The organism is Saccharopolyspora dendranthemae (assembly GCF_007829955.1).
In the GTDB taxonomy this organism is placed as follows: domain Bacteria; phylum Actinomycetota; class Actinomycetes; order Mycobacteriales; family Pseudonocardiaceae; genus Saccharopolyspora; species Saccharopolyspora dendranthemae.
In genome coordinates, this window is sequence record NZ_VIWX01000008.1 from 1 (window position 1) to 25,171 (window position 25,171).

Sequence of the window (25,171 nt, forward strand, 5' to 3'; positions counted from 1 at the left end):
CGGCCCGATGCTCGGCTGCTGGCCGCGATCCGCTCGGTGCGCGCGGCGGTGAACCTGCCGATCATCGCCGCAGGTGGTCTGGTGCACGGCGCCGACGTCGCGGCCGTGCTGACCGCCGGTGCGGTCGCCGCGCAGCTGGGCACCGCGTTCCTGGTCTGCGACGAGGCGGGAACCGCCGCGGTGCAGCGGGACCAGATGGCCGACGGCCAGCGGTGGACCGAGGTCACCCGCGCGTTCAGCGGTCGTCCCGCGCGCGGCCTGGTGAACCGCTTCATGCTCGACAACCAGGACGCCCCGGCCGCGTACCCGCAGGTGAACAACCTCACCAAGCCGATGCGCGGAGCCGCGGGCAAGGCCGGTGACGCCGAGGCGATCTCGATGTGGGCAGGTCAGACCTACGCCCAAGCCCGCCCGATGCCCGCTGCCGACCTGGTCGGGCTGCTGCGCGAGGAGGCGCGCGACGCGCTGCGGTCGGTCTCCGGGCGACTGTGACGCTCGCTGCCGGAAATTCCGCTGTGGTCGGTTGCCGTTCCTCCCCGTAGTTTCGGGCGCTCATGAAGCGTGGTGTCGTCGGTGAACGTGGTCCTTCCTGCGGACCGGGGAAGTGCGACGGGGCGTGTCGGCAAGGACCCGGAGATCGACAAGCGGTCGCGTCGACGGGCACGGTACCGGTTCACCGAGGCCGGGGTCGGACGGCGATTCGGTGTGGCAGACACGGACCACCACGGCGCATGGTGCCAGTCTGCACCTACGCCTTCGACAGGAGGAACTGGCCCTTCTGGTTCGGCCGAGCTGCCGGCAAGGACCTGGTGCCCGGCAACGCTGGGCGAGAACCTTGACGCTGTCCGGTGTGGACAGTTCCGCGGCGCTGATCGGCGAGCGCTGGGAGATCGGTGTGCCGTGTTCCGGGTGACCGGCTCGCGCCAGCCGTGCCGGGTCTTCGCCGGCTTCTGGGACGTCCCGGGCCTGGTCAAGGAAGTTCACCGCGCACGGGCGCACCGGTGCCTACCTCGCGGTCGAGCGACCGGGCGAGATCAGCGCGGGCGAGCAGCTGCGCGTGCTGTCCCGGCCCGAGCACGGCGTGCGGGTCGACGAGCTGTTCGCGCTGCTCATGCACAACCGCGAGGACCGGGCCGAACTGGCCGAGCACGTCGCGGGCTGCCTGCCGGACCTGCCCGGGCCGTGGCGCGAGTACGTCGCGGACAAGATCGACACCTTCCGCTCGGCCGCGCGGGCCTGACCCGGGCAGACACGGTGCGTCACCAGCGCCGAGGACGATCACTCGCACGCCCGGCGGAACGCCCGACCGGGCTGTTGCCGCCATCGCGACGCCCCTGCCAGGTTGGTTCGATGGCGAGCGACTTGCAGCGGAAGAAGGCCTCCGTCGTGTTCACCGCGATGGACGTCAACGGCGACGGGTTCTTGGAGCGCGCTGATTTCGAGGCGCTGACCGAACGGTGGGCGCGCATCCGCGGTGAGGACGGGTCGACTCGGTTGCGCGAGATCATGATGCGCTGGTGGGGACGCGTTGAGCGCGACCGCCGACGAGAACAGCGATCAGCGGATCACGCAGGAGGAGATGCTGGCCGCGGTCGAGAACCTGGGCGCGATGCTCGACCTGGTGACGGCGACCGCCGAGTCGATGTTCGAGGCGGTGGACGAGGACGGCGACGGCCGGGTGACCGCAGCCGAGTACGCCCGCATGATCCAGGCGTGGACGGGACGGGAAGCGCCGACCGACCTCGCGTTCGCCCGGCTCGACCTGAACGGAGACGGGGAACTCCGGAGGTCGGAGTTCGTGACCCCACTGGGTGGAGTTCTGGGTCGGGGACGACGGTGAGGAACCGGGGACCCATCTCTTCGGAGAGGCCTGACCGCCCTGAGGACATCCAGGGCCGCGCATCCCGCACCCGCCCTCCTCACCTCCGCAGGTGGATAAACCGGCGTGAAGTGCGCAGAATCGATACTGTGACGCGTCACACCCTGTTGCGTGCGCGTTCCCTGTGGGCAAAATTCGGTCTACAAACAGTTTGGCTTCCTAGTATTTCGATGGCCGGTTCGGCGGAGGTGCGGTGCGAGATGACACGCGAGCTGGAGCACTTCATCGGAGGCAAGCGGGTCCCGGGACCTCCGGCTCCTTCGGTGACGTGTTCGATCCCAACACGGGCCAGGTGCAAGCCAGGGTCCCGCTGGCCTCGGCCGACGAGGTCACCTCGGTCGTCGACAACGCGGCCACGGCGCAGCCGGCCTGGGCGGCGACGAACCCGCAGAAGCGGGCGCGGGTGCTCATGCGGTTCGTGCAGCTGGTCAACGACGAGATGGAGGACCTGGCGCGGCTGCTGGCCTCCGAGCACGGCAAGACCGTGCCCGACGCGAAGGGCGACATCCAGCGCGGTCTGGAGGTCGTCGAGTTCGCGATCGGCATCCCGCACCTGCTCAAGGGCGAGTACAGCGACAGCGTCGGCACCGGCATCGACGTCTACTCGCTGCGCCAGCCGCTCGGCGTCGTCGCCGGTATCACGCCGTTCAACTTCCCGGCGATGATCCCGCTGTGGAAGGCGGCTCCGGCGATCGCCTGCGGCAACGCCTTCGTGCTCAAGCCGTCCGAGCGCGACCCCTCGGTCCCGCTGCGGCTGGCCGAGCTGTTCATCGAAGCCGGCGGCCCGCCGGGGATCTTCAACGTGGTCAACGGCGACAAGACGGCCGTCGACGCGCTGCTGACCGAACCGCGCATCGAGGCGGTCGGCTTCGTCGGATCCTCCGACATCGCGCAGTACATCTACTCCACGGCCGCTGATCACGGCAAGCGGGCGCAGTGCTTCGGCGGCGCCAAGAACCACCTGATCGTCATGCCCGACGCCGACCTCGACCAGGTCTGCGACGCGCTCATCGGTGCCGGTTACGGCTCGGCGGGGGAGCGCTGCATGGCGATCTCGGTCGCCGTGCCCGTCGGCGAGGCCACCGCGAACGCGTTGCGGGACAAGCTCGTCGAGAAGATCCAGGATCTCAAGATCGGCACCAGCTTCGACGCCGACGCCGACTTCGGTCCGCTGGTGACCAAGCAGGCGTGGCAGCGGGTGCAGGACCTCGTCGGTGCCGGTGTCGGCGAGGGCGCGGAGCTGGTGGTCGACGGGCGGGGCTATTCCAAGCCGGGGCACGAGGACGGCTTCTTCACGGGCGCCTCGCTGTTCGACCACGTCACGCCGGAGATGCGGATCTACCAGGAGGAGATCTTCGGCCCGGTGCTGTCGATCGTGCGCGCCGCCGACTACGAGGAAGCGGTGCGGCTGCCCAGCGAGCACGAGTACGGCAACGGGGTGGCGATCTTCACCCGCGACGGCGACGCCGCGCGCGAGTTCGTCAACCGCGTCAACACCGGCATGGTCGGCGTGAACGTGCCGATCCCGGTGCCGATCGCCTACCACACCTTCGGCGGCTGGAAGCGGTCCGGATTCGGCGACCTCAACCAGCACGGCCCGGACTCGATCCGCTTCTACACCAAGACCAAGACGGTCACGTCCCGCTGGCCCTCCGGACTCAAGGAAGGCGCCAGCTTCACCATCCCGACGATGCACTGATCGTGCGGGCGGGACCCGGCGATCCCGGGTCCCGCCCGACTGCGCGAGGAGGAGGCGACGTGTCCGTCGCAGCAGTGGCGAGTTCGCCGTTCGAGCTCACCGATGACCAGCGCGCGATCCGGGACACCGCGCTGGAATTCGCCCAGGAGCAGCTCGCCCCGCACGCCGTGGAATGGGACCAGGAGAAGCACTTCCCGATCGAGGCGCTGCGCGCCGCCGGTCAGCTGGGCATCGGGGGCGTCTACATCGACGAGGCCCACGGTGGCAGCGGGCTGAGCCGGTTCGACTCGGTGCTCATCTTCGAGGCGCTGGCCACCGGTGATCCCTCGATCGCCGCCTACATCTCCATCCACAACATGTGCGCGGGCATGATCGACCGCTTCGGCACCGACGCCCAGCGGGAGCGCTGGTTGCCGCAGCTGTGCACGATGGAACGCCTGGCCAGCTACTGCCTGACCGAACCCGGAGCCGGCTCGGACGCCGCCGCCCTGCAGACCCGAGCGGTCCGCGACGGCGAGGACTACGTGATCACCGGGGTCAAGCAGTTCATCTCCGGCGGTGGCAGCTCCGACGTCTACGTCGTGATGGCGCGGACCGGCGAGCCGGGCCACAAGGGGATCTCGACCTTCGTGGTGGAGGCCGGAACCGAGGGCATGTCCTTCGGTGCCAACGAGAAGAAGATGGGCTGGAACGCCCAGCCCACCCGCCAGGTCATCTTCGACGGCGTCCGCGTCTCCGCCGACCAGCGCCTCGGCGACGAGGGCATCGGGTTCCGCATCGCGATGGCGGGGCTCGACGGCGGCAGGCTCAGCGTCGGCGCGTGCTCGCTCGGCGGTGCGCAGGCCGCGCTGGACAAGTCGCTGGAGTACGTGCGGGAGCGCAGCGCGTTCGGGTCCAAGCTCAGCGAGTTCGAGGCCCTGCAGTTCAAGCTCGCCGACATGGCAACGGAACTGGAGGCCGCGCGCCTGCTGCTGTGGCGGGCGGCCTGGGCGCTCGACACCGGGGACCCGACGGCGACCCGGTCGTGCGCGATGGCCAAACGACTGGCCACGGACGTGGGGTTCACGGTCGCCAACGAGGCACTTCAGATCCACGGTGGATACGGATACCTTGCGGAATACGGCCTGGAGAAGATCGTCCGCGACCTGCGGGTGCATCAGATCCTGGAAGGCACCAACGAAATCATGCGGCTGATCATCTCCCGCGGTCTGCTGGCGGCCTGACCGCCGCCGCGGGGGCAGCACCCTGCACAACGATGGAGTTCGCACCATGACTGAGTCCGAGATCCTGGTCAGCGAGCACGGCGCGCTCGGGCGGATCACGCTCAACCGCCCGAAGGCGCTCAACTCGCTGACCCTCGGCATGGTCCGGGAGATGACCGAGGCGATCGAGCGGTGGCGGCACGCCGAGCACATCCGCGCGATCATGATCGACGGGGCGGGCGAGCGCGGGCTGTGCGCCGGTGGCGACGTGCGCGCGCTGCACGACGCGGCCAAGGCGGGCGACGAGTCGCTGCCCGCGGCGTTCTGGTCCGAGGAGTACCGCCTCAACTCGGCGCTGGCCAACTACCCGAAGCCGGTCGTGGGGATCATGGACGGCATCTGCATGGGCGGCGGCGTCGGCATCTCCGCGCACGGCTCGCACCGGGTGGTCACCGAGCGCTCCAAGGTCGGGATGCCCGAGACCGGCATCGGGTTCATCCCCGACGTCGGCGGCACCTACCTCATGTCGCGCGCACCCGGTGAGCTCGGCACGCACCTCGCGCTGACCGGCGGTGCGGTCGGCGGTGCGGACGCCCTCTACTGCGGCCTCGCCGACCACTACGTCGACAGCGTCCGGCTGCCGGAGATCGTCGAAGACCTGGCCGGCGGGGACGTGGACGAGGTGCTGGCCCGCTTCGCGGCGCCGGTGCCCGAGCCGTCGCTGGCCGAGCATCGCGAGTGGATCGACGCCGCGTACCAGGGCTCCGACGCCGAGGCGATCCTCGTCCGGCTTCGGGAACGCCCCGAGCAGGCCGCGAAGGAGGCGGCGAGCGCCATCGAGTCCAAGTCGCCGACCGCGCTCAAGGTCACGCTGCGCGCGCTGCGCAGCGGGTACGGATCGCTGGAGCAGGCGCTGACGCAGGAGTACCGGCTGGCCATGGCGTGCGTGCGGATCGGCGACTTCGTCGAGGGCGTGCGCGCCACGCTCGTCGACAAGGACCGCAACCCGCAGTGGTCGCCCACCACGTTGTCCGAAGTGGACGACTCCAGGGTGCAGAAGTTCTTCGAGCCGGTGTCCGACGAGCCGAAGCTGTTCGGCTGAGCGCGGATCGCCGGGTCTTGGCGGAAGTTCGAGCAGAAAGGTTGTGACAATGGCTGTCATCGGTTTCATCGGGCTCGGTCACATGGGCGGTCCGATGTCGGCGAACCTCGTCAAGGCCGGGCACACCGTGCAGGGCTACGACCTCGTCCCCGCCGCGCTGTCGGCCGCGGCGGACAGCGGCGTGGCCACCGTGGGCTCGATCGTGGAAGCGGTCAGCGGAGCCGACGCGGTGATCACCATGCTGCCCAGCGGCAAGCACCTGCTGGACGCCTACGACGAGGTGTTGCCCCACGCGGCTGAGGGCGCTCTGCTGATCGACTCCTCCACCGTGGACGTGGCCGACGCCAGGGCGGCCCACGAACGGGCCCGGGAAAGCGGGTTCGGCAGCATCGACGCGCCCGTCTCCGGTGGCACGGCCGGAGCCGAGGCGGGCACGCTGACGTTCATGGTCGGCGGCTCCGAGACCGACTTCCACCGCGCCGAGGACGTCCTGGAACCCATGGCGCGCAAGGTGATCCACTGCGGCGGCCCCGGCAACGGCCAGGTCACCAAGATGTGCAACAACCTGATCCTCGGGGCGTCGATGATCGCGGTCAGCGAGGCGTTCGTGCTCGGCGAGCGCCTCGGCCTGTCCCACGAGGCGCTCTACGACGTCGCATCGATCTCCACCGGTCAGTGCTGGGCGCTGACCACCAACTGCCCGGTGCCCGACCTGGTGGAGACCAGCCGCGCGAACCGCGACTACGAGCCGGGGTTCGCGGCGGCCCTGATGCTCAAGGACCTCAACCTGGCCCTCTCCGCGGCGGAGCAGTCCGGCACCGACGCGTCCATCGGGCGCCTCGCCACGGACCTCTACCGCCGCTTCAACGAGGAGGGCGGCGGAGGCCAGGACTTCGGCGCCATCATCAAGTCGATCCGGGAGCACTCCGGCTCCTGACGGGGACCTCTCAGGTGCGGACCCGGAGTTCGTCGACACCGCTGATGTCGAACGAGCGCAGGAACCTCGGCGGGTTCTCCGGGTCCGCGCTCAGGTTCGGGAACCGGTCGAGCAGGCGGTCCAGGGCGATCCTGCCCTCCATCCTGGCCAGCGGTGCGCCGAGGCAGAAGTGGACTCCACGGCCGAAACCCAAGTGCGGGTTGGGGTCCCGCCTGACGTCGAAGGCCATCGGGTCGGCGAAGCGCCGCGCGTCCCAGTTGGCCGCGCCGAGCCGCACTGCGGTGATCTGGTCGGCCGGAACCTGCTGCCCGCCGAGCTCGGTGGCCTCCGTGCTCGCCCGGTAGACCACCGCGAACGGGCTCAGGTAGCGCAGCGACTCCTCGATCGCGCTCGGCAGCAGCGCGCGGTCGGCCCGCACCGCGGCCTGCTGGTCGGGATGGGCGTCCAGGCACAGCACGGTGTTGCCGACCAGCAGCGTCGTGGTGATGTGGCCCGCCAGCAGCAGCACGGTGGCGAAGTTGACGATCTCGTCGTCCTTGAGCCGCTCACCGTCGACCTCGGCCTGGAGCAGGTCGGTCAGCAGGTCCCGGCGGGGGCTGCGGCGGCGCTCGGCGGCGTGGCCGAGCAGGTACTCGCCCATCTCCGCGACCATCCGCATCTGCCGGTTCGCCTCGTCGCTGTCGACGTCGATCTCCCGCGCGTTGAACTCGGCGTCGGTGGTGAGCAGCCCGTCGGCCCACTCGCGGAACTGCGCGCGGTCGTCGGCCGGGACCCCGAGCAGCTCGGCGATGACAATCACCGGCAGCGGGTGCGCCAGCTCGGCGACCAGGTCGAACTCGCCTTCCAGCGGTGCGAGCAGTTCTCCCGTCACCTCCGCGATGCGAGGTTCGAGGTCGGCCACGACCTTCGGGGTGAAGGCCTTGCTGACGAGCGTGCGCAGCTTGCGGTGCCGGGGCGGGTCCATCTGCAGGAGATTGCCCTCCTGCATCGGGTTCTCGCCCTCGAACCCGAGCGCGCGGGTGATGTTGGAGGAGTACGTGCCCGGGTCGCTCAGCACCTGGGTCGCCTCGGCGTGCCCGTAGACGTTGAGCACGCCGGTGCTCTCGTCGAGGAGCACCGGGGACTGCGGCGGGGTGCCGCGCATCCAGAACTTGCCGGGGTCGACGCCCCACTGGTCTGCTGGGCAGGTCATCGCACTGTCTCCGTTCGTCGGACGGTGACGTCGCCGAACCCGGTGCGGGCGTGCACCTCTGCGGTCTCGGCGCCGGGTTCGGGGGACTCGGCGTGGTCCATGTCGTTGTGCACCCGGCCGTACTTGGCGTCGAGGTCGAGCCACGCCGTGGTGCCCGGCCGGATGCCGATGCGCAGTTCGCCGAGCGAGGTCGCCAGCTGCACCGAGCCGCGCACGATCTCGTCGATCTGGATGCTGCCGTTGGCGGTGCGCGCCTCGACGTCGGCCGACGATCGCTGGACGATGATGTCCCCGTTGGCGGCCTTGAGCTTCAGGTCGCCGCGGACCTCGCCGATGCGGGTGGCGCCGTTGGAGTTCTTCACCACGGCGGTGCCGTCGATCCGGTGCAGCTCGACCTGGCCGGTGCCGGTGCGCACGTCGGCGTTGCCGGCGATGTGCCGGGCGGTGACGCGTCCGCCTGAGGTGGCCGCGCGCAGCGCACCGGTCTCGTCGACGTCGATGCTGCCCATCGCCGTCTTGAGCCGGGTGTCTCCGAGTCGCCCCTCGGTCTCGAAGGATCCGGCCCCCGCGTCCCCGGTCAGGCTGGAGCCCGCGGGCAGTTCGACGGTGATCTCGACGGACCCGGGCTTGCTGAACAGGCCGCGCGATTTCGGTCCTCTGATCTGGAGCGTCCCGCCGGCCAGCGACACGTCCACCTGCTCCGCGGCTGTCGCGTCGGCCTTGGCGGATGCGTCGGTGGGTCGCACGTCGACGTCCGCGCGAGCGCGGTCGGTGGCGACGATGCGCGCTGCGCCCCAGGCGAACTCGATGGTCGCCGCAATCGGCTCGGGTGTGTCGAATTCAGGCATGGCGGTGCCCTCCGAAGGTGGTGTGAGAGCGTCTCCGCTGGTCGGAGACGTGTGGTGACGCGGTGTCGGGAGCGCCTCAGCGCACCCAGCCGGTGAAGCGCTGGCCGACCTTGCCGTGCGACCTGGCGCGCGGGCGGTCGCCGTCGAGCGCTGCCGCGGCGGCGCGCACCAGCCAGGCGTTGACCGACAGGTGCTGCGCGCCCGCGGCTTCCTCGACCCGGTTCTTGAGGTTCTCGGGCAGCCGCAGGTTGATCCGCGACATCGCGCCCTCGTCGGCCTCCGGCACCGGTGGCGCGGTGGTGCCGGTCCCGATGGTGTCGTCGTCGGTGGGGGCGGCCGGTGTCACGACGAAGCCGGGCTCGCCTCCGCGCAACCGCACCTCGACGGAGCCGGGGGCGAGATCGCTGGTGATCTCGTCGGCGGCCGCCGACAGGGCGTTGAGCAGCATCAGGCGGATCGCCGATTCCATCGGTGCGGTGAGGCGTTCGGCGAGTTCCCGGGCCTCGTCGCCACCGGTTTCGGCGGCCGCCGCCAGATCTCGGCGAAGGCTGTCGACGTACGTCGTGAGATCCATGATGCCAGAATGGCACCACGGTGGCACACCGCGCAACCGAATTTCCGCTCGGAGGTGCCGTGCCCGGGGGTCGGGGGTGCGCGCAGCGCCGTGGTGCCGCGCGTACGCTGCGCGTTGTGTTGGAGTTGCTGGTCGAGTGGTACGACGGCGTCGAGCTGTGGTTGGTGCAGCTCGTCTACCCCCTGCAGGTAGCCCTGGTCCTTGCAGTGCTGGTGCCGTTGTGCTGGGGAGTGGCGCGGGTCGTCGACCGCGCGGTGGACGGCGTCGAAGCCAGGTTCACCCGCGTGCGCGGCACCGGAACTCCCGTCGGTCACGACGACGGTGAAACCGGGCGGAGGAGAAGGACGGCGTGAGCTCGCGCAAGCGCATTTCGTCGGCGTTGGTCGGGCTGGTCGCCCTGGTCGTGCTCGGGTGGTTCGGCAAGGACGTCGTCGCCGACTCGCCGAGCACCGAGGTTCCCGGTGCCGATCAGTCCGGACTGCAGGTCCAGCAGCTGTCGAAGCTGCCGCCGGAGGCGGACAAGACCTACAAGCTCATCGTCAAGGGCGGGCCGTTCCCGTACTCGGGCAAGGACGGCTCGGTGTTCGGCAACCGCGAAGGCGAGCTTCCCAAGCAGAAGTCCGGTTACTACCACGAGTACACCGTGCCCACGCCCGGTTCGAAGGACCGCGGGGCGCGACGACTGGTCACCGGGAACCAAAAAGAGGTGTACTACACCGGTGATCACTATGAGTCGTTCGTGGTTGTGGATACGGCGGGTTGAGTGCCATGTTCGGAGCGAAACTGGCAAGCAGGTTGCGGAAGGAGCAGCCGGTGAGTGATCAGCCGAACGCGGAGCTCACGACGCGCGAAGCGGTCGAGACCGCCGAGGAACGAGGGGCGACGGCCCACGTCCTCGACGGGGTCGACCTGACCAGCAAGCGCTTGACGCTCGACGGCATCGCCGCGGTCCTGGACTTCCCCGAGTGGGCGGGCCGGAACCTGGATTCCCTCTTCGACTGCCTGACGGACCTCTCCTGGCTGTCCGAAGGAGAGCACGTCCTGATCTGGACCGGCTTTCAGGACCTCGCCGACCACGATCCCAAGGCGTTCAACGGCATCAACTCGGTCCTCCGGGACGCGGCGGAACGGCCCATGTGCGGCCGCCGCTTCACGGCAGTGCTGACCAGGTCCTGATCAGTCGCTGTTAATACCGGGTGCTCCCGGTCGCCGTCGGATCGACGGCGACCGAGCGGTCCTCACCTGAGCGCGTCCGGGACCCAGCCGGGCTTGCGCTTCTCGGCGAACGACGCGATGCCCTCCTGGCCTTCCGCGCCCGCGAAGTGCTTCGCCGACAGCTGCAGCATCTCGGCGAAGTCCTCACTCATCGAGTCCGGACGCCGGCTGGTGAGCATGGCCTTGGTGGCGGCCAGGGCGTGCGGGCCGCCGAGCGCCAGCATGTCGGTGTAGCGCTTGATCTCCGCGTCGAGACCCTCGGCGGGCACGGCGGAGTTGAGCAGGCCGATCTCGGCGGCGCGGCGACCGTCGAAGGTCTCGCCGGTGAGGAACAGCTCGTGCGCCTGCCGGGCGTCGAGCCGGGGGAGCACGGTCACCGAGATCACCGCGGGCACCACGCCGATGCGGACCTCGGTGAAGGCGAAGGTCGCGGTCTCGGCGGCGACCGCGATGTCGCAGGCCGCGACGAGCCCCACGCCGCCCGCTCGGGCGGGTCCGGCGACCTTGGCCACGACCGGCTTCGGGCTGGTCCAGATCTGCTCCAGCAGGGCGGGGAACTCGTTGACGCCCTGCTGATCGGAGTCCGCCGAGCGCGACTCCTTGAGATCCATTCCCGCGCAGAAGACCTTGCCGGTGTGGGCGAGGACGATCACGCGCACGGCGTCGTCGTTCGTCGCCGCGTCCAGGTGCTCCTTGAGCTCCCGGCGGAGCTGGGCGGACAGGGCGTTGCGGTTGTGCGGCGAGTCCAGGGTGATCGTCCCGACCCCGTCGGCCACGTCGAAGTGCACGAGCTCATCCATGCCCGAGACGTTAACCAGCCCGCCACCCCGACGCCAGCACTCCACCCGCACCCGAACTCCGGCGGAAATCGGGGAGGTGGTGGCGAGTTGCTTCAGGTGCCGGAACGGAACTGCCCTGGAGTCAGGTCGGTGGGTAGCGGGTGTCCCAGGCGGGTGGGCGGGGGCCGAACTCCTGGGTGGCGTCGTGGGTGAGCTGGGCGATGACGTCGTGGAGTTCGAGTTCGGCGGTCCAGCGCTGCGGGATCTTGGCGGCGCCGGTGCCTGCCGCGGTGAGAGCGCCGGCGACCGCGGCCGTGGTCGCGCTGTTGCCGGAGTGGTTGGCCGCGATCCGCAGCGCGGCGTCGACATCGCCGTCGGCGGCCAGGGCCGCGTAGGTGCCGATGGCGAGAGCTTCGGCCGCCGATCCCGCCGTGCCCAGCTCGCGTTCGAGCTCTTCCGGGGCGAGTGGGGCGCCACCGGCCAGGTTCGCGGCGGCGGTGAGGCGCCGGGTGACCTCCTCGTGGCCCTGGTGCGGGGCGAGTTGCGCCAGCGCGCCGGTCACCGCGTCGGCCAGCGGTTCGCCGACGAGCAACCTCGACGTCAGGAAGCCGAGCGCTCCGGCGCTGAGCAGCGCGGTGGTATGGCCGTGGGTGAGGGCGGCGCTGCGCATCCCCAGCGCGAACACCTCCGACGGGTCGTCCGACCACAGCGCGGCCGGGACCGCGCGCATGATCGCGCTGCTTCCCGCGGAGTCGCTGACCGGGTGGTCCGGGCTGCCGATCGGCTGCTGGCCCTTGGCGAAGGCGATCAGCGTGCGCATCATGGTCCGGCCCGGGTTCCGGGTCTGGAACAGCGCGCGTTGCCGCACCAGCCAGCCGTCCGGTTCCGGGGCCTCGCGGAGGAAGACACCGGCCGCGCGCGGCCAGCTGAGGTGCTGGGTGTGCAGCCATCGCTGGTAGGCGTGCTGCAGGTGCCGGATCGGGTCGTCGGTGTCGCCCGCGCGGCGAGCGATGTTGGCCCGCAGCACGCCCTCCACCGAGAACAGCAGCAGTTGGGTGTCGCTGCCGAGCCTGCCCGACGGGTGCCCGGCAGGCACGTAGTCGGTGATGCCGTCGGCACCGTGACGTGCGCGGATCTCGTCCCAGTTGTCGGAGGCGACGGGCATCCCCAGCGCTTCGCCGACCGCGCAGCCCAGCACCGCGCCGAGGAACCTGTCCCGCGACGCGGCCAGGCGCGGCACCCCGGTCAGGCCGGTGCGGTAGTCCGTTGTGGACGGTTCCTGCGCGGTGATGGCCGAATCATCCGGCGGGTAGCGGGTTTCCCACCCTGCGGACTCGTCGGGCTCGGGGCCGAACTCGGTCGCGGCGTCCCGTCCCAGGCGCTCGATCACGTCGAGAACGGGGAGTCGTTCCAGCATGTCCGCGGGGATCGCGGTGGGGCCGTGCAGCGCGCCGAGCAGCTGCCCGCACAGCACGGCGGCGCTGGCGGCGTCCCCGTCGTGCTCGGACGCGGACGTGATCGCCGCGCGGAAGTCGTCCTCGCAGGCCAGCGACACGCGTGCGGCGACCGCGAGCGCGCCCAGCCCGCTGCGGCTCGTGCCCAGGTGCGCGGGGCCCGGCCGGAAGCCCGCCGGGCTGAGCAGGCCCAGCTTCAGCGCGTCGCCGAGCGCCGTGCGACCCGATTGCCACCCTGAGAGCCCTTGTCGCAGCGAGTTCTCCAGGTCGTTGCCGCGCAGCAGCCACAGCGTGGTGGTGCCCAGCACGCTGGCCGGGCTGTGACCCAGGGGATGTCCGTGGGTGAGCGCGGCGAGGTCGCCGCCGAGCGCGAACACCGTTCCGGGGTCGCCCGACCACAGCGCGGCCAGCGCGCCGAGCGGGACGGCGGTGGCCGTGTCCGCGGAGTTGATCGGATGCTGCCGGGTGCCCTGGTGGTGCCCGGAGACGAACGTCGCGACCGCGGTGAGCAGCGTCGGCTCGTCGCTGGAGGTGTCGTGCAGCCCCGGCTCCGCGACGAGGAAACCGCTCGGCCGGGGTGAGTCGCTGCCGCAGTCGCGCCACGGCACGCCCCGCGTGTGCAGCCAGCGCCGCAGTGCCGCCTGCGCGGCGGAGGTCGGCTCGCCGGAGCCGGTCGAGCGCAGCTGGGTGTGCGCGCGGATCAGGCCTTCCAGCACGAAGAGCAGAGCGCCGGTGCGCTGACCGACGCGGCCGAGCGCGGTGAACTCGCCGACCGCGCCGCCGAGCAGCATCCCCAGCACGCGGGCGGAGGCTCCCGGCAGTCCGCCGTCGCGGTCGGCGAGGCCGGTGTCCGGTGCCCCCGCGTCCACCGCGAGTCGTCGTTGCAGTTCCGCGGCCCACAGCGGGCGGGTCGCGGGGTGGCTCTCCCAGCGGCGCCAGACCGCCAGCAGCCGCCGCTCCACCGGGTCGCGCCGGCAGGCGGCCAGCAGTGCGCGTTCGTCCTCGTCCAGCCCGCGCCTGTCCACTGCGGGCTATCCGGCGCTGTTCGCGACGGGTTCGGGGGACTCGACCTCGGAGATGTCCACTTCGGACAGCAGGCGCTCCAGGACTTCCCGCAGCTCCAGCTGATCCACCCACTCCTCGGGCAACTCCTCGACGCCGCGCGCGGTGCCCATCAGCGCACCGCAGATCGCCGCGGTCGCGGCGCTGTTGCCCGCGTGCGTGGCAGCGAGCGACACCGCGTCGGACACCGAACCGGGGTGCGACAGCGCGGCCGCCACCGCGATCGCCAGCGCCTCCGGACCCTGCCAGCCGAGGCCGAGCGATTCCAGGACCGTCGGCGACACCGGGCCGCTGGTGGCGATCTCCACCGCCGCCCGCAACCCGCTCGCCGTGCTCTCGGCGCCTTCCATCCGGTCGAGCTCGACCAGCACCGCCTGCACGGCGTCGATCAGCGTCCGACCCGCGTCGAGGCCGGAGACCAGGCCCGCCAGCGCGGCCGCGGGCAGGTAGCCGTCCGGGTGTCCGTGGGTGAGCACGCCGATGCCGATTCCCAGCGCGATCGCCTCGGCCGGATCGGTGGACTCGAAACCGACCACCGCACCTCGGGCGGTCGCGGCGGCGTTGCGCGCGTCGTTCGGCGGGTTCCCGGGCGTCGGGTTCTCGCCGCGGTCGCCCCAGCGGGCCACCGCGGTCAGCGTCGCCTCGTCCGGGAACCGCTGCGCGCGCAGCGCTTCCACGTCGGTGAGCTTGCCGCCGCCATCCGGGGTGGGCCTGCCGCCCTGGGTGCGGACCCAGTCCCGCAGCGAAGCGCGCACCAGCGATGGCCGGTCCGGGTTCTCCCCGTTCAGCCCGGCCAGCACGAACGCGGCCTGCTGCGTGTAGGCGGTGGCGGCACCGAAGCGGCCGAACAGCTCCGCGTGCTCGCGCACCCCGTCGGGGTTCTCGCGCAGCGTGGTGAGCAGATCGCTGAACATCCAGGGGGCACCCAGCGCGTCACCCGCGGCGGTGCCGAGGACGCAACCGGCGAGCCGGTCGCGGCGGCTGGGCCGGACCTGCTCTTCCTCTTCCTCGTCGACGCCCTCGGCGTCGACCTCGTCCTCGATCTCGGCGTCCTCCGCGCCGGCCTCGCCGACGAGCTGGGCGGCGCGCTCTTCGCCGAACGCCTCCACCAGGAGCTTGTGCAGCCCCTGGGTGAGATCGGCGTTGTTGTTGGCGTCGTCGTTGTCGCGGAACTTCCGCCACGCCAGCAGCAGCCGCAGCTCTTCGTCGGACAACCCGTCGTCGTCGGAGACGTCCTTGCCCGCAGCTCCTTCGGCTGCCGCCGACTCGGTCTCCTCAGGCTCGGCGGGAGTCTCGGCGGTCTCCTCGACGACGACCGCCTCGGCGATCGCGGTCTCCTCCGGTTCGGACTCGACCGGTTCGGGCTCGACCGGTTCCGGCTCCTCCTCGGCCGCCGCGACGTCGTCGCGCTCCTCCTCGGCGGGCTGCTCCTGGGCGACCGGGTAGCGCGCGGCCCACAGCTGCCCCGACGGCGGGTTGGGGCCGAACTCCAGGTCCGCGTCCGCGGCCAGGAACTCCAGCGTCTCGTGCAGCTCCAGCTTGTCCTGCCAGTGCTGCGGGATGGCGGAGGCGGTGTGCGCTGCTCCCATGATGCCGCCGCAGATCGACGCGGTGGAGTCGCTGGCGCCGGAGTGGTTGGCGGCCAGCACCAACGCCTCCGGGAACGACTCGGGGTGGGTCAGCGCCGCGCACACCGCGATCGCCAGCACCTGGGCGCCGGAGTGCGCGGTGCCGAAAGCCTCCTCGATCTGCTCCGGCGTCGGCGTGCCGGTCGCCGCGAGCTCGACCGCCTTGCGCAGCGCGGTGATCGTCTCCTCGTGACCGTCCCATTCGGACAGTTCGAGGAGCGTGCGGTCCACCGCCTGCGGCAGCGAGCGGTCGGCGAGCAGCTGGTGCACCAGCAGCGCCAGCGCGCCGGCCGGCAGGTAGGCGCTGGCGTGGCCGTGGGTGAGCAGCGCGGTGCGCGTCCCGGTGCGGAACGTCTCGGCCGGGTCGTCCGTCCACAGCGCGGTCGGTGCCGCGCGCATCACCGCGCCCCAGTCGGCCGCGTCGTTCGGTGGCTTCTCCAGGGAACCCCGCTCGTGGCCGCCCGCGTAGGCGCGCAGCGCCTGCATGGTCGTCATGCCCCGGACCCGGCGGTCGAACAGCTCGCGCTGGTCGATCAGCCAGCCGTCCGGCTCGTCCGGGCTGCCACCGGTCTCGGACCACTCGACGCCCTGGGTGTGCAACCAGCGCTGGTAGGCCTGCTGCACGTGGATCCCCGGGTCGGCGGAACCGGACGCGCGGCGCGCGGTGGAGGCGCGGATGAGTCCTTCGGTGGTGAACGCGGTCAGCTGGGTCTCGTCGCTGATCGACCCGGCCGGGCGGTGCCCGTCGACGTAGTCGATGAGCCCGGAATCGCCGTACTTCGCCCGGATCTCGGCCAGCGAGTCGGCTTCGATCGGGAATCCGAGCGCGTCGCCTGCGGCGGCGCCCAGCAGCATTCCGAGGATCCGCTGGGTGCGCCGGTCCTCCGGCGACGCCGGCGGGGGCGGCGCGGTCGACTCGGGCGGGGAGACCACCGACTCGACCTGCGGGGCCGCCACCTCGGGTTCGGCGACCTCCTCCGGTTCCGGTGCCTCCTCGGCTTCGTCGGCCGGCTTCGGCTCCTCGGTCTCCGCGCGCGGCAACGACGAACCGAAGTCCAGGTCGGAGACGTCGCCGGACGCCGGGTAGCGCTTCGCCCACGCGTCACCGGCCGGTGGGGTTCCGCCGAACTCCACCAGACCGTCCTTGGCCAGCGATTCGACGATCTCGCGCTGCCGCAGGTCGCGCAGCCACACGCCGGGCAGCGCCGCGGCGCCGTCCCGGGCACCGACCAGGTTGCCGCAGATCGCTGCGGTCGAGTCGCTGTCGCCGGAGTGGTTGACCGCGATCATCAGCGCGTCGGCGATGGAGTCGGTGCTCAGCGCCGCGCACACCGCGATGGCCAGCGCCTCGTGCCCGGCCCAGCCGCCGCCGAGAGCGTCCTTGAGCTGCTCGGGAGTGGCCTTGCCCTTCTCCGCGAGCTCTTCGGCGGCCTGCAGGGCGCGGTCGGTGTCCTCGTGCCCCTGGTAGGACGACAGCAGCTCGCGCGCCTGCGCCAGCGCCGAGGGGAGCGACTCCTCGCGCAGCAGCCGGTGGACGAGCACCGCCAGCACGCCCGCGGGCAGGTGGGCGTTGGGCTGGGAGTGGGTCAGCGCGGCGGTGGCGGCCGCGAGCTCGAAGACCGAGCGCGGGTCGTCCGACCACAGCGCGACGGGGGCGGCGCGGACGACACCACCGCAGTCGTCGGAGTCGTTGATCGGCCGCTCGAACGTGCCGGGAGCGCCCACCGAGGCGAACTCGCGGAGCGCGCCGATGGAGCCGCTGTTGGGCGAGCGCACCGCGAACAGCTCGGACTGCTCGACCAGCCAGCCGTTGGCCTTGGGGTGCTTGGCGGCGAAAGGTCCGGCCGAGCGCATCCACGCGTAGCCCTGGGTGTGCAGCCAGCGCTGGTAGGCGAGCTGGAGAGCGGGCAGCGGGCCGCCGGAATCCCCGCTGCGGACCAGGCGGTGCGCGCGGATCAGGCCTTCCAGCGTGAACAGCGTGAGCTGGGTGTCGTCGGTGAACTCGCCCGGGTGCTCGCTGTTGCGGTCGTACTCGGTGACGCCGTCCTCGCCGAAACGGCTGCGGATCTGGTCGATCGGGTAGAACTCCACGGGTGCGCCCAGCGCGTCACCGATCGCCCCGGCCAGCATCGAACCGAGGAACCTGCGACCGAACTCGGTCTCGGCGGGATCGGGCTGCTCCGGCTCGGCCGACGCCGTCGGTGCCGGTGCCGGTGCCGGCGGGACGGCCGGAGTCGCGGGGCCCACCGGGACGGGCGGCGCGGCGGCCGCCGGCGTCGCGGACGGCACGGCGTTGCCCGCGGGCGGCGACATCGGAGCCCCTGCGGGTGCCGAGACGGGCGTTCCCGTCGCCGGCGACACCGGGACGCCTGCGGGCATCGGCGGCATCGCCACGCCTGCGGGCGGGGACATCGGAACGCCCACGGCCTTCGGCGGGACCGTGGCGGCGACCTTGGCGAGGTCTTCGCCGGGCATCCGCGCCTTGACCGGGCTCGTGGGGTTGATCTGCAGGTCGATGCCGCTGAGCTGGTTGGTCGCCAGCTGCCGACCGGTCATGCGCTGCCAGGTCGTCCAGTTCGGCGGCAGGAAGCCCTCGGAGGTGAACACCTGGAGCTGACGGCGTCCCGACTCGTGCTCCATCGTGAACAGGCCGGTTCCCTGCGGCTGCGCGAACAGGATCAGCTCGGAGTCGAGCATCGATGCCAGCAATGCCTGGCCCTGCGCGTAACCGGTGGTGGTCAGCTGCAGCGCGCGCTCGACGTCGTTGGTCGGCGCGGGCAACCGCAGTGCCACCGGGGACGGCCGGTAGTTGGGGTTGGGGGAGAAGTCGTCGGTGATCTCGCCCTGTTCGTCGACGCGGTAGCCACCGATGAAGCCCCACGGCGGCACCTCGGCGCTGGGATCGGTGAAGATCGGGTCGACCACGTACAGCCAGGTGTTGGGCTGCTTCTTGGCCTGGTCCCGCATAGCCGGTGTGATGACCGGTCGACTCGGCTGCTGCGTGTTCATCTCGCCCTGTTGTCCCTGACTCCCTGTCCAGCCTTGCATTGATCGCCCCCACAGCGACGGTCACTCGAACGCATGGGCCCAACGGGTGAACGATGTACGGTGAGCTGCCGGTTCCCCGTCCAGACGCCGCCATGCACTCTCTCATGACCTCATGGGGTGAATCGTAGTCTTTGAGTGAACAACTCTGCGTGAAGTGAGCTGTGCGGGTCCGGTGGATCACACGTTGGCCGTGCGGACGTCGGTTCAGTCGAGCGGGCCGGGAGCTCAGTCGGACAGCGCGGCGGCCATCAGGCAGCCCAGGCACGGCATCCCCGCAGGTCCGTCCAGGGCTTCGGCCTCGCCCGGGGCGATGCTGAAACCGCAGTAGGCGCGCAGGGTTTCAGGCAGCGGGTCAGCGCTGGGAACCGGGAAGAAGTGGCAGGACTTGTCCTGCTCGCTGCGCGCGAACTCAGGGCGCACCCGCGCGATCAGGTGCGGGATCGTGCTCATCGGGTGGTGACCCCCTGCGCGCGCAACCCTGACAACAACGGCACAGATCACATCATGACGACGCCGCCGCCGGGGTGAACCCGGTTGGCGAATTCTCGCCAACCGGTTGCGCGCGAGACGAGTTCGCGGAGTGGTACTGGGTTCGCTCCGCGCTGCGGTGCCACCGCGACCTGGAACGACCCTCAGGCAAACGCGGGAATCGGTGCTTCGACGGTGGCCAGGTCGTAGCGGTGCAGCACTAGGTCGGCCACGGCCGGGTCGTCGGCCATCGGGCCCGCGATCAGCGGGGCGGTCGAGCACGCCTCGGCCTGCTCGGTGATCCGGTCCGGCAGCAGACCGGGGGCCAGGAACCAGGAGCCGACCGCGAACCGTCGCGCGCCGCGCGCCCGCAGCAGTTCCACCGCGGCCGGGACGTCCGGAGCCGCCGCGGCGGCGAAGGTGGCGACCGTGCCGGCCCAGGACGTGCGGGCCTGCCAGCGAGCGGCGACATCGGCGACCAGCCGGTTGGCGGGGGAGTGCGACGATCCCGCCCCCGCGAGCAGAACGCCGAGCTCCGGATCATCCGGGTCGACGCCCGCGGCCAGCAGGCGGCGCCACGCGGCGGCGTCCAGGCGCGGGTCGGGTCCGAGCACGTCGCCGACGTGCACGCGCAGGTCCGGGTGCCGCTGGTGCGCTTCGGCGACGGCGGACGGGACGTCGACGCGGGCGTGGAAGGCGTGGCCGAGCAGCAGCGGCACGACCACGGCCTCCCGATGCCCGTCCGCGCGCACGGCGTCCAGGACGTCGCCCAGCAGCGGCTGGGACAGGTCCAGGAACGCCACGCGCACGTCGAGTTCCGGCCGCAGCGCGCGCACCGCGCCGAGCAGCCGGTGGATCGTCGCGGCCGAGCGCGGATCCCGGCTGCCGTGCGCGACGGCGACCAGGGGCGCGGTGGTCATCGCGCTGCTTCGCCGAACGGGGTCAGCGGGACACCGATCAGACCGGCGGCCAGCGTGGTGCCGTCGGACGGGTCGATCACCAGGAACGATCCGTTGCGCCGGCTGTCCGAGTAGTCGTCGACCGGCAGCGGCTCGGAGGTGCGCAGCTGCACCCGGCCGATCTCGTTGAGCTGCAACGAGTCCGGAGCGGCCACGCTGGTCAGCTGCTGCTCGTCGAACCGGGCGGACAGCTCGGTGACCATCGCCTGCACGGTGCGGGCGCCGTGCTTGACGAGCACCTTCGCGCCCGGGTTCAGCGCCTTCTCCGCCAGCCAGCAGACCGTGGCGTCGAGCTCGTCGGTCAGGCGGGGAGCGGTGTCGGCCGCGGCGATCAGGTCGCCGCGCGAGATGTCGACGTCGTCCTCCAGCAGCAGCGTCACCGAGTGGCCCGCGGCGGCCTCGGCCCGCTCACCGTCGGCGGTGTCCACCTTGGACACCTTGGTGCGCACCCCGGCGGGCAGCACCACGACGTCGTCCCCGGCACGCACCACACCGGCGCCGACCTGGCCCGCGTAACCGCGGTAGTCCGGGTGCTCCGCGGTGCGCGGGCGGATCACGTACTGCACCGGCATCCGGAACGGCACGTCGTGCGGGTCCGGCGCGACCGGCACGTTCTCCAGGTGCTCCAGCAGCGACGGGCCGGAGTACCACGGCGTGTTCTGCGAGCGCTCCACCACGTTGTCGCCCAGCAGGGCCGACACCGGGATGGTCACCACGGCGTCGTCGGCGTAGCCGAGCGCCTCGGCGTGGGTGGCGAACTCCTCGGCGATGCGGGTGAAGGTCGCCTCGTCGAAGTCCACCATGTCGATCTTGTTCACCGCGAGCACCAGCTGCGGCACGCCCAGCAGCGCGAGCACGGCCGCGTGCCGCCGGGTCTGCTCGACCACGCCGTTGCGCGCGTCGACCAGCAGTACCGCCAGCTGCGCGGTCGACGCACCGGTCACGGTGTTGCGGGTGTACTGCACGTGACCCGGGGTGTCGGCGAGCACGAAGGTCCGCTTCGGCGTGGCGAAGTAGCGGTAGGCCACGTCGATGGTGATGCCCTGCTCGCGCTCCGCGCGCAGGCCGTCGACCAGCAGCGACAGGTCGGGCGTGGCCAGCCCGCGGTCCGCGCTCGCCCGGTGCACCGCGTCGAGCTGGTCGGCCAGCACGGACTTGGTGTCGTGCAGCAGCCGCCCCACCAGGGTGGACTTGCCGTCGTCGACGGAGCCGGCGGTGGCCAGTCGCAGCAGGTCGGTGTTCACCGGCAGGGTCACCTCGGTGCCGCTGTCCGGTGCGGTGCGAGTCGTGGTCTCGGTCATTGTCTGCAAACCCATTCCTGGTGGCAGTGGCGAAGAAGAGGTCGGGGCGGGACGGATCAGAAGTAGCCTTCGCGCTTCCGGTCCTCCATCGCGGCTTCGCTGATCCGGTCGTCCGCTCGGGTGGCGCCGCGCTCGGTGAGGCGGCTGGCCGCGACCTCGGCGATCACGTCGTCCACGGTGTAGGCCTCGGACTCGACCGCGCCGGTGCAGGAACCGTCGCCGACCGTGCGGTAGCGCACCGTCTTGGACTCCGGGGTCTCGCCTTCGCGCGCACCGCCCCACGGGCCGGAGGTCAGCCACATGCCGTCGCGCTGGTAGACCTCGCGGCGGTGGGCGTAGTAGATCTCCGGGAGCTCGATCTTCTCCCGCTGGATGTAGCGCCAGATGTCGAGCTCGGTCCAGTTCGACAGCGGGAACACGCGCACGTGCTCGCCCGGCCGGTGCTTGCCGTTGTAGAGGTTCCACAGCTCCGGGCGCTGCCGGCGCGGGTCCCACTGGCCGAAGGCGTTGCGCAGGCTGAAGATGCGCTCCTTGGCGCGGGCCCGCTCCTCGTCGCGGCGGCCGCCGCCGAAGACCGCGTCGAACTTGTTGTCACCGATGGCGTCGAGCAGCGGCTGGGTCTGCAGCGGGTTGCGGACGCCGTCGGGGCGCTCCTGCAGCCGGCCGTCGTCGAGGTAGTCCTGCACCTGCGCCACGACCAGGCGCATCTGGTGCTTGTCGACGATGTCGTCGCGGAAGTCCAGCACCTCGGGGAAGTTGTGCCCGGTGTCGACGTGCAGCAGCGGGAACGGCACCGGGGCCGGCCAGAACGCCTTGATCGCCAGGTGCACCAGCACCGTGGAGTCCTTGCCGCCGGAGAAGAGGATCACCGGGCGGTCGAACTCGCCGGCCACCTCGCGGAAGATGTGGATCGCCTCGGACTCCAGCGCGGCCAGGTTGTCCACCTGCGGCGGCGCCGACACCTCGGTGTCTGCTGTGGTCATTACCCCTCCGTCGTCTCCCGGACACCCGCACCCGGGTCAAGTCGTGCTCGTGCGGCTGCAGGAACTCAGCCGTGCAGACCGCATTCGGTCTTGGAGCTGCCCGCCCAGCGGCCGCTGCGCGGGTCCTCGCCCGGCAGCGGTTTGGCCGTGCAGGGCTGGCATCCGATGGACGGATAGCCCGCTGGGACCAGCGGGTTGACCAGCACTCCGTTGTCGTCGATGTAGCGCTGCATCTGCTCGTCGGACCACGCCGCGAGCGGGTTGATCTTCACCAGCCCGTTGCGGTCGTCCCAGGTCAGGACCGGGGTGTTGGCGCGAGTCGGCGCCTCCACCCGGCGCACGCCGGTCACCCAGCCCTCGTAGCGGGCCAGGGTGTTGCGCAGCGGGACGACCTTGCGCAGGAAGCAGCAGCGCTGAGGGTCGCGATCGTGGAGCTGCGGACCTTCGGCGGCGTCCTGCTCGGCCACGGTCTGCTCGGGGAGCGCGTTGACGATGTTCACGTCGTAGACCTGCTCGACCGCGTCGCGCGTGCCGATGGTCTCGGCGAAGTGGTAGCCGGTCTCCAGGAACAGGATCTCCACGCCCGGCATCGCCTTGGCGGCGAGGTCGACCAGCACGGCGTCCTGCATGTTGGAGGCCACGATGAGCTTGCCGTCGCCGAAGTTCTCGGCGGCCCAGCGCAGCGCCTCCTCGGCGGTCGCCTCGGCCAGCTCCGGTGCGGCCTTCTCGACCAGGGCCTTGAGCTCGGCGTCGCTGCGCCGCGTTCCGATCTGCGTGGTGGTTTCGGCGGTCATCAGTCCTCATCCCCTCCCAGAGCCAGTCCGACCAGCCGCACGGTGAAGACCCGCAGGCAGGCGTGGCACTTCCAGGCCCCGGAGGGTTCTTCCTCCGGGGTGAGCTCCTCGTCACCGCAGTACGGGCAGCACTGCGGCACCACCCGCTCGCTCACTTGAGGTCGTCCTCTTCGGCGCGGGCGACCCACTGCGCGAACCGCTCGCCGGTCTCGCGCTGGTCGAGGTAGTTGCGCACGAGCCGCTCCACGTAGGGGCCGACCTCGGTGGAGATGACCTTGTGGCCGCGGATCTTCCGGCCGAACCCGGTGTCGATGGCCAGGCCACCGCCCAGGTGCACCTGGAAGCCCTCGACCTGGTTGCCGTTGCCGTCCGGGACCATCTGGCCCTTCAGGCCGATGTCGGCGACCTGGGTGCGGGCGCAGGCGTTCGGGCAGCCGTTGAGGTTGATCGTCACCGGGTCGCTCACGCCCGCCTGGACGTCGGCGAGCCGCTTCTCCAACTCGGTGACCAGGTCGATGGCCCGCTGCTTGGTCTCGACGATGGCGAGCTTGCAGAACTCGATGCCGGTGCAGGCCATCACGCCCCGCCGCCACGGCGACGGGTCGGCGTGCAGGCCCAGCTCGGCGAGATCCGCGGTCAGACCATCCACATCGGACTCGGCCACGTCGAGCACCAGCAGGTTCTGCTCCACGGTGGTGCGCACCCGCTGCGAACCGACGCGCTCGGCGGCCTTCGCGACCTCCATCAGCGTCGAGCCGCTGACCCGGCCCGCTGCGCTCTTGACGCCCACGTAGCGGTTGCCGTCGACCTGCTGGTGCACGCCGAGGTGGTCGCGGTGGCCCGAGGGGGTTTCCGGAGCGGGGCCGTCGAGCAGCTTGCGGCCCAGGTACTCGTCCTCCAGCACCTGGCGGAACTTCTCCGCGCCCCAGTCGGTGACCAGGTACTTGAGGCGGGCCCGGTTGCGCAGCCGGCGGTAGCCGTAGTCGCGGAAGATCTGCACGACCCCGTGCCAGACCTCGGCGGCCTCCTCCTGCGGAACCCAGGCGCCCAGCCGCACGGCCAGCTTCGGGTTGGTCGACAGGCCACCGCCGACCCACAGGTCGTAGCCCGGGCCGTGCTCCGGGTGGACCACGCCGACCAGCGAGATGTCGTTGATCTCCGGGACGGTGTCCCAGCGCGGGGAACCGGAGATGGCGGTCTTGAACTTGCGCGGGAGGTTCGACAGCGACCGGTCACCGATGTAGCGCTCGGTGATCTCGGCGATGGCCGGGGTGGCGTCGATGATCTCGTCGGCGGCGATGCCCGCCACCGGGGAACCGAGCACCACGCGCGGGCAGTCGCCGCAGGCCTCGGTCGTCGACAGCCCGACGCTCTCCAGCTTCTCCCAGATCGTCGGGACGTCCTCGACCCGGATCCAGTGCAGCTGGACGTTCTGCCGGTCGGTGATGTCAGCGGTGTCGCGGGCGTAGGTCTGCGACACCTCGCCGATGACGCGCAGCTGCTCGGTGGTCAGCGCACCGCCATCGATGCGCACCCGCATCATGAAGTAGCTGTCGTCGAGCTCTTCCGGCTCGATCGTGCCGGTGCGCGCACCCGGGATGCCCGGCGCGCGCTGCGTGTACAGACCCCACCAGCGGAAGCGGCCGCGCAGGTCGCCGGGGTCGATCGAGTCGAAACCCCCGTGGGCGTAGATGTTCTCGATCCGCGCACGCACGTTGAGCGGGTTGTCGTCCTTCTTGGAGCGCTCGTTGGCGTTGAGCGGTTCGCGGTAACCGAGCGCCCACTGGCCTTCGCCGCGACCCTTGCGCTTGCGGGCGGGACGAGCAGGCGATTCCGTCGGGGGAACCATGTCCGCGACCTCCGGGACTTTCAGGCGCGAAACCCCCGCGTGGAAGTACCGTCGGCGTGACGGCTCTCACTCCTCGGAGGCCCGCGCCGACTGGACAAGACAAAAAGACGGCGGGGGATCAGACCGTGCCGAGGCAGAGCGCGCTGGCCACCCGCCGCAGGTCAACGTACCTGCGGGCGACCAGCAGAAGCATTGGCA

23 protein-coding genes and 1 pseudogene are annotated in these 25,171 nt (G+C 71.3%); 10 read left to right on the plus strand and 14 right to left on the minus strand.

The window, feature by feature from the left end:
* From FHU35_RS28560 to mmsB, 7 genes and pseudogenes are all read left to right on the plus strand, one after another.
* Nucleotides 1-492: NAD(P)H-dependent flavin oxidoreductase (locus FHU35_RS28560; protein ID WP_186459669.1), on the plus strand; the 492-nt coding region annotated here is incomplete at its 5' end.
* Nucleotides 493-1,057: 565 nt separating this feature from the next.
* Nucleotides 1,058-1,240, plus strand: coding sequence for a hypothetical protein (locus FHU35_RS30095; protein ID WP_246110633.1), 183 nt, complete (start codon nucleotides 1,058-1,060; stop codon nucleotides 1,238-1,240).
* 288 nt (nucleotides 1,241-1,528) lie between these two features.
* Nucleotides 1,529-1,840, plus strand: coding sequence for an EF-hand domain-containing protein (locus FHU35_RS30340; protein WP_342788589.1), 312 nt, complete (start codon nucleotides 1,529-1,531; stop codon nucleotides 1,838-1,840).
* A 239-nt stretch (nucleotides 1,841-2,079) separates the two neighbouring features.
* Nucleotides 2,080-3,578 (plus strand): annotated as a pseudogene (locus FHU35_RS28575) (CoA-acylating methylmalonate-semialdehyde dehydrogenase).
* 59 nt (nucleotides 3,579-3,637) lie between these two features.
* On the plus strand, nucleotides 3,638-4,801 hold the full coding sequence (locus FHU35_RS28580; RefSeq protein WP_145743730.1) for an acyl-CoA dehydrogenase family protein: 1,164 nt from the start codon (nucleotides 3,638-3,640) through the stop codon (nucleotides 4,799-4,801).
* Nucleotides 4,802-4,847: 46 nt separating this feature from the next.
* Nucleotides 4,848-5,882: an enoyl-CoA hydratase/isomerase family protein gene (locus FHU35_RS28585; RefSeq protein WP_145743732.1), complete on the plus strand. Its 1,035-nt coding sequence runs from the start codon at nucleotides 4,848-4,850 to the stop codon at nucleotides 5,880-5,882.
* A gap of 49 nt (nucleotides 5,883-5,931) precedes the next feature.
* Nucleotides 5,932-6,819 carry a 3-hydroxyisobutyrate dehydrogenase gene (gene mmsB / locus FHU35_RS28590; RefSeq protein ID WP_145743734.1) on the plus strand — a complete coding sequence of 296 codons (888 nt, stop codon included), beginning with the start codon at nucleotides 5,932-5,934 and terminating at the stop codon, nucleotides 6,817-6,819.
* 10 nt (nucleotides 6,820-6,829) lie between these two features.
* Here the strand turns inward: mmsB and FHU35_RS28595 are convergent, their stop codons facing one another.
* From FHU35_RS28595 to FHU35_RS28605, 3 genes are all read right to left on the minus strand, one after another.
* Nucleotides 6,830-8,011 carry a cytochrome P450 gene (locus FHU35_RS28595; protein WP_145743736.1) on the minus strand — a complete coding sequence of 394 codons (1,182 nt, stop codon included), beginning with the start codon at nucleotides 8,009-8,011 and terminating at the stop codon, nucleotides 6,830-6,832.
* On the minus strand, nucleotides 8,008-8,859 hold the full coding sequence (locus FHU35_RS28600; RefSeq protein ID WP_145745452.1) for a DUF4097 family beta strand repeat-containing protein: 852 nt from the start codon (nucleotides 8,857-8,859) through the stop codon (nucleotides 8,008-8,010). The genes FHU35_RS28595 and FHU35_RS28600 overlap by 4 nt, the downstream gene beginning before the upstream one ends.
* A 76-nt stretch (nucleotides 8,860-8,935) precedes the next feature.
* Nucleotides 8,936-9,433, minus strand: a complete 498-nt coding sequence (locus tag FHU35_RS28605; RefSeq protein WP_145743740.1) for a toxin-antitoxin system HicB family antitoxin — start codon at nucleotides 9,431-9,433, stop codon at nucleotides 8,936-8,938.
* Nucleotides 9,434-9,549: 116 nt separating this feature from the next.
* Between FHU35_RS28605 and FHU35_RS28610 the strand changes: the two genes are divergently transcribed.
* The 3 genes from FHU35_RS28610 to FHU35_RS28620 are packed head-to-tail and all read left to right on the plus strand — an operon-like array spanning nucleotide 9,550 to nucleotide 10,609.
* On the plus strand, nucleotides 9,550-9,786 hold the full coding sequence (locus FHU35_RS28610) for a hypothetical protein (protein WP_145745455.1): 237 nt from the start codon (nucleotides 9,550-9,552) through the stop codon (nucleotides 9,784-9,786).
* Nucleotides 9,783-10,196: a guanyl-specific ribonuclease gene (locus FHU35_RS28615; RefSeq protein ID WP_145745458.1), complete on the plus strand. Its 414-nt coding sequence runs from the start codon at nucleotides 9,783-9,785 to the stop codon at nucleotides 10,194-10,196. Before FHU35_RS28610 ends, FHU35_RS28615 begins: the two co-directional genes overlap by 4 nt.
* 50 nt (nucleotides 10,197-10,246) lie before the next feature.
* The gene (locus FHU35_RS28620) at nucleotides 10,247-10,609 is read left to right on the plus strand and encodes a barstar family protein (protein WP_425474196.1); all 363 of its coding nucleotides are present in this window, start codon (nucleotides 10,247-10,249) and stop codon (nucleotides 10,607-10,609) included.
* A gap of 62 nt (nucleotides 10,610-10,671) precedes the next feature.
* On the opposite strand, the gene FHU35_RS28625 is transcribed toward FHU35_RS28620, so the two are convergent.
* From FHU35_RS28625 to FHU35_RS30485, 11 genes are all read right to left on the minus strand, one after another.
* The gene (locus FHU35_RS28625) at nucleotides 10,672-11,448 is read right to left on the minus strand and encodes an enoyl-CoA hydratase-related protein (protein ID WP_145745462.1); all 777 of its coding nucleotides are present in this window, start codon (nucleotides 11,446-11,448) and stop codon (nucleotides 10,672-10,674) included.
* Nucleotides 11,449-11,569: 121 nt separating this feature from the next.
* Nucleotides 11,570-13,906, minus strand: a complete 2,337-nt coding sequence (locus FHU35_RS28630; RefSeq protein WP_145745464.1) for an ADP-ribosylglycohydrolase family protein — start codon at nucleotides 13,904-13,906, stop codon at nucleotides 11,570-11,572.
* A 6-nt stretch (nucleotides 13,907-13,912) separates the two neighbouring features.
* Entirely contained in the window at nucleotides 13,913-18,580 is a 4,668-nt protein-coding gene (locus tag FHU35_RS28635; protein WP_145745467.1) for a type VII secretion system-associated protein, read from the minus strand.
* Between the two features lie 264 nt (nucleotides 18,581-18,844).
* Entirely contained in the window at nucleotides 18,845-19,069 is a 225-nt protein-coding gene (locus tag FHU35_RS28640; RefSeq protein ID WP_145745470.1) for a hypothetical protein, read from the minus strand.
* A gap of 182 nt (nucleotides 19,070-19,251) precedes the next feature.
* Complete coding sequence (locus FHU35_RS28645) at nucleotides 19,252-20,007, minus strand: sirohydrochlorin chelatase (RefSeq protein ID WP_145745473.1); 756 nt, start codon at nucleotides 20,005-20,007, stop codon at nucleotides 19,252-19,254.
* Entirely contained in the window at nucleotides 20,004-21,347 is a 1,344-nt protein-coding gene (locus tag FHU35_RS28650) for a sulfate adenylyltransferase subunit 1 (RefSeq protein ID WP_145745475.1), read from the minus strand. Before FHU35_RS28650 ends, FHU35_RS28645 begins: the two co-directional genes overlap by 4 nt.
* 56 nt (nucleotides 21,348-21,403) lie before the next feature.
* Nucleotides 21,404-22,330 (minus strand): sulfate adenylyltransferase subunit CysD, encoded by a 927-nt coding sequence (cysD, locus tag FHU35_RS28655; RefSeq protein ID WP_145745478.1) that lies wholly within the window; start codon nucleotides 22,328-22,330, stop codon nucleotides 21,404-21,406.
* Nucleotides 22,331-22,395: 65 nt separating this feature from the next.
* A complete protein-coding gene (locus FHU35_RS28660) occupies nucleotides 22,396-23,124 on the minus strand; it encodes a phosphoadenylyl-sulfate reductase (RefSeq protein WP_145745480.1) in 729 nt (242 codons plus the stop codon).
* Nucleotides 23,124-23,279, minus strand: a complete 156-nt coding sequence (locus tag FHU35_RS28665; RefSeq protein ID WP_145745482.1) for an Insertion element protein — start codon at nucleotides 23,277-23,279, stop codon at nucleotides 23,124-23,126. Before FHU35_RS28665 ends, FHU35_RS28660 begins: the two co-directional genes overlap by 1 nt.
* Nucleotides 23,276-24,973 (minus strand): nitrite/sulfite reductase, encoded by a 1,698-nt coding sequence (locus FHU35_RS28670; RefSeq protein ID WP_145745485.1) that lies wholly within the window; start codon nucleotides 24,971-24,973, stop codon nucleotides 23,276-23,278. Before FHU35_RS28670 ends, FHU35_RS28665 begins: the two co-directional genes overlap by 4 nt.
* A gap of 118 nt (nucleotides 24,974-25,091) precedes the next feature.
* Nucleotides 25,092-25,166: a putative leader peptide gene (locus FHU35_RS30485; protein WP_425474198.1), complete on the minus strand. Its 75-nt coding sequence runs from the start codon at nucleotides 25,164-25,166 to the stop codon at nucleotides 25,092-25,094.
* Between the last annotated feature and the right edge of the window lie 5 nt (nucleotides 25,167-25,171).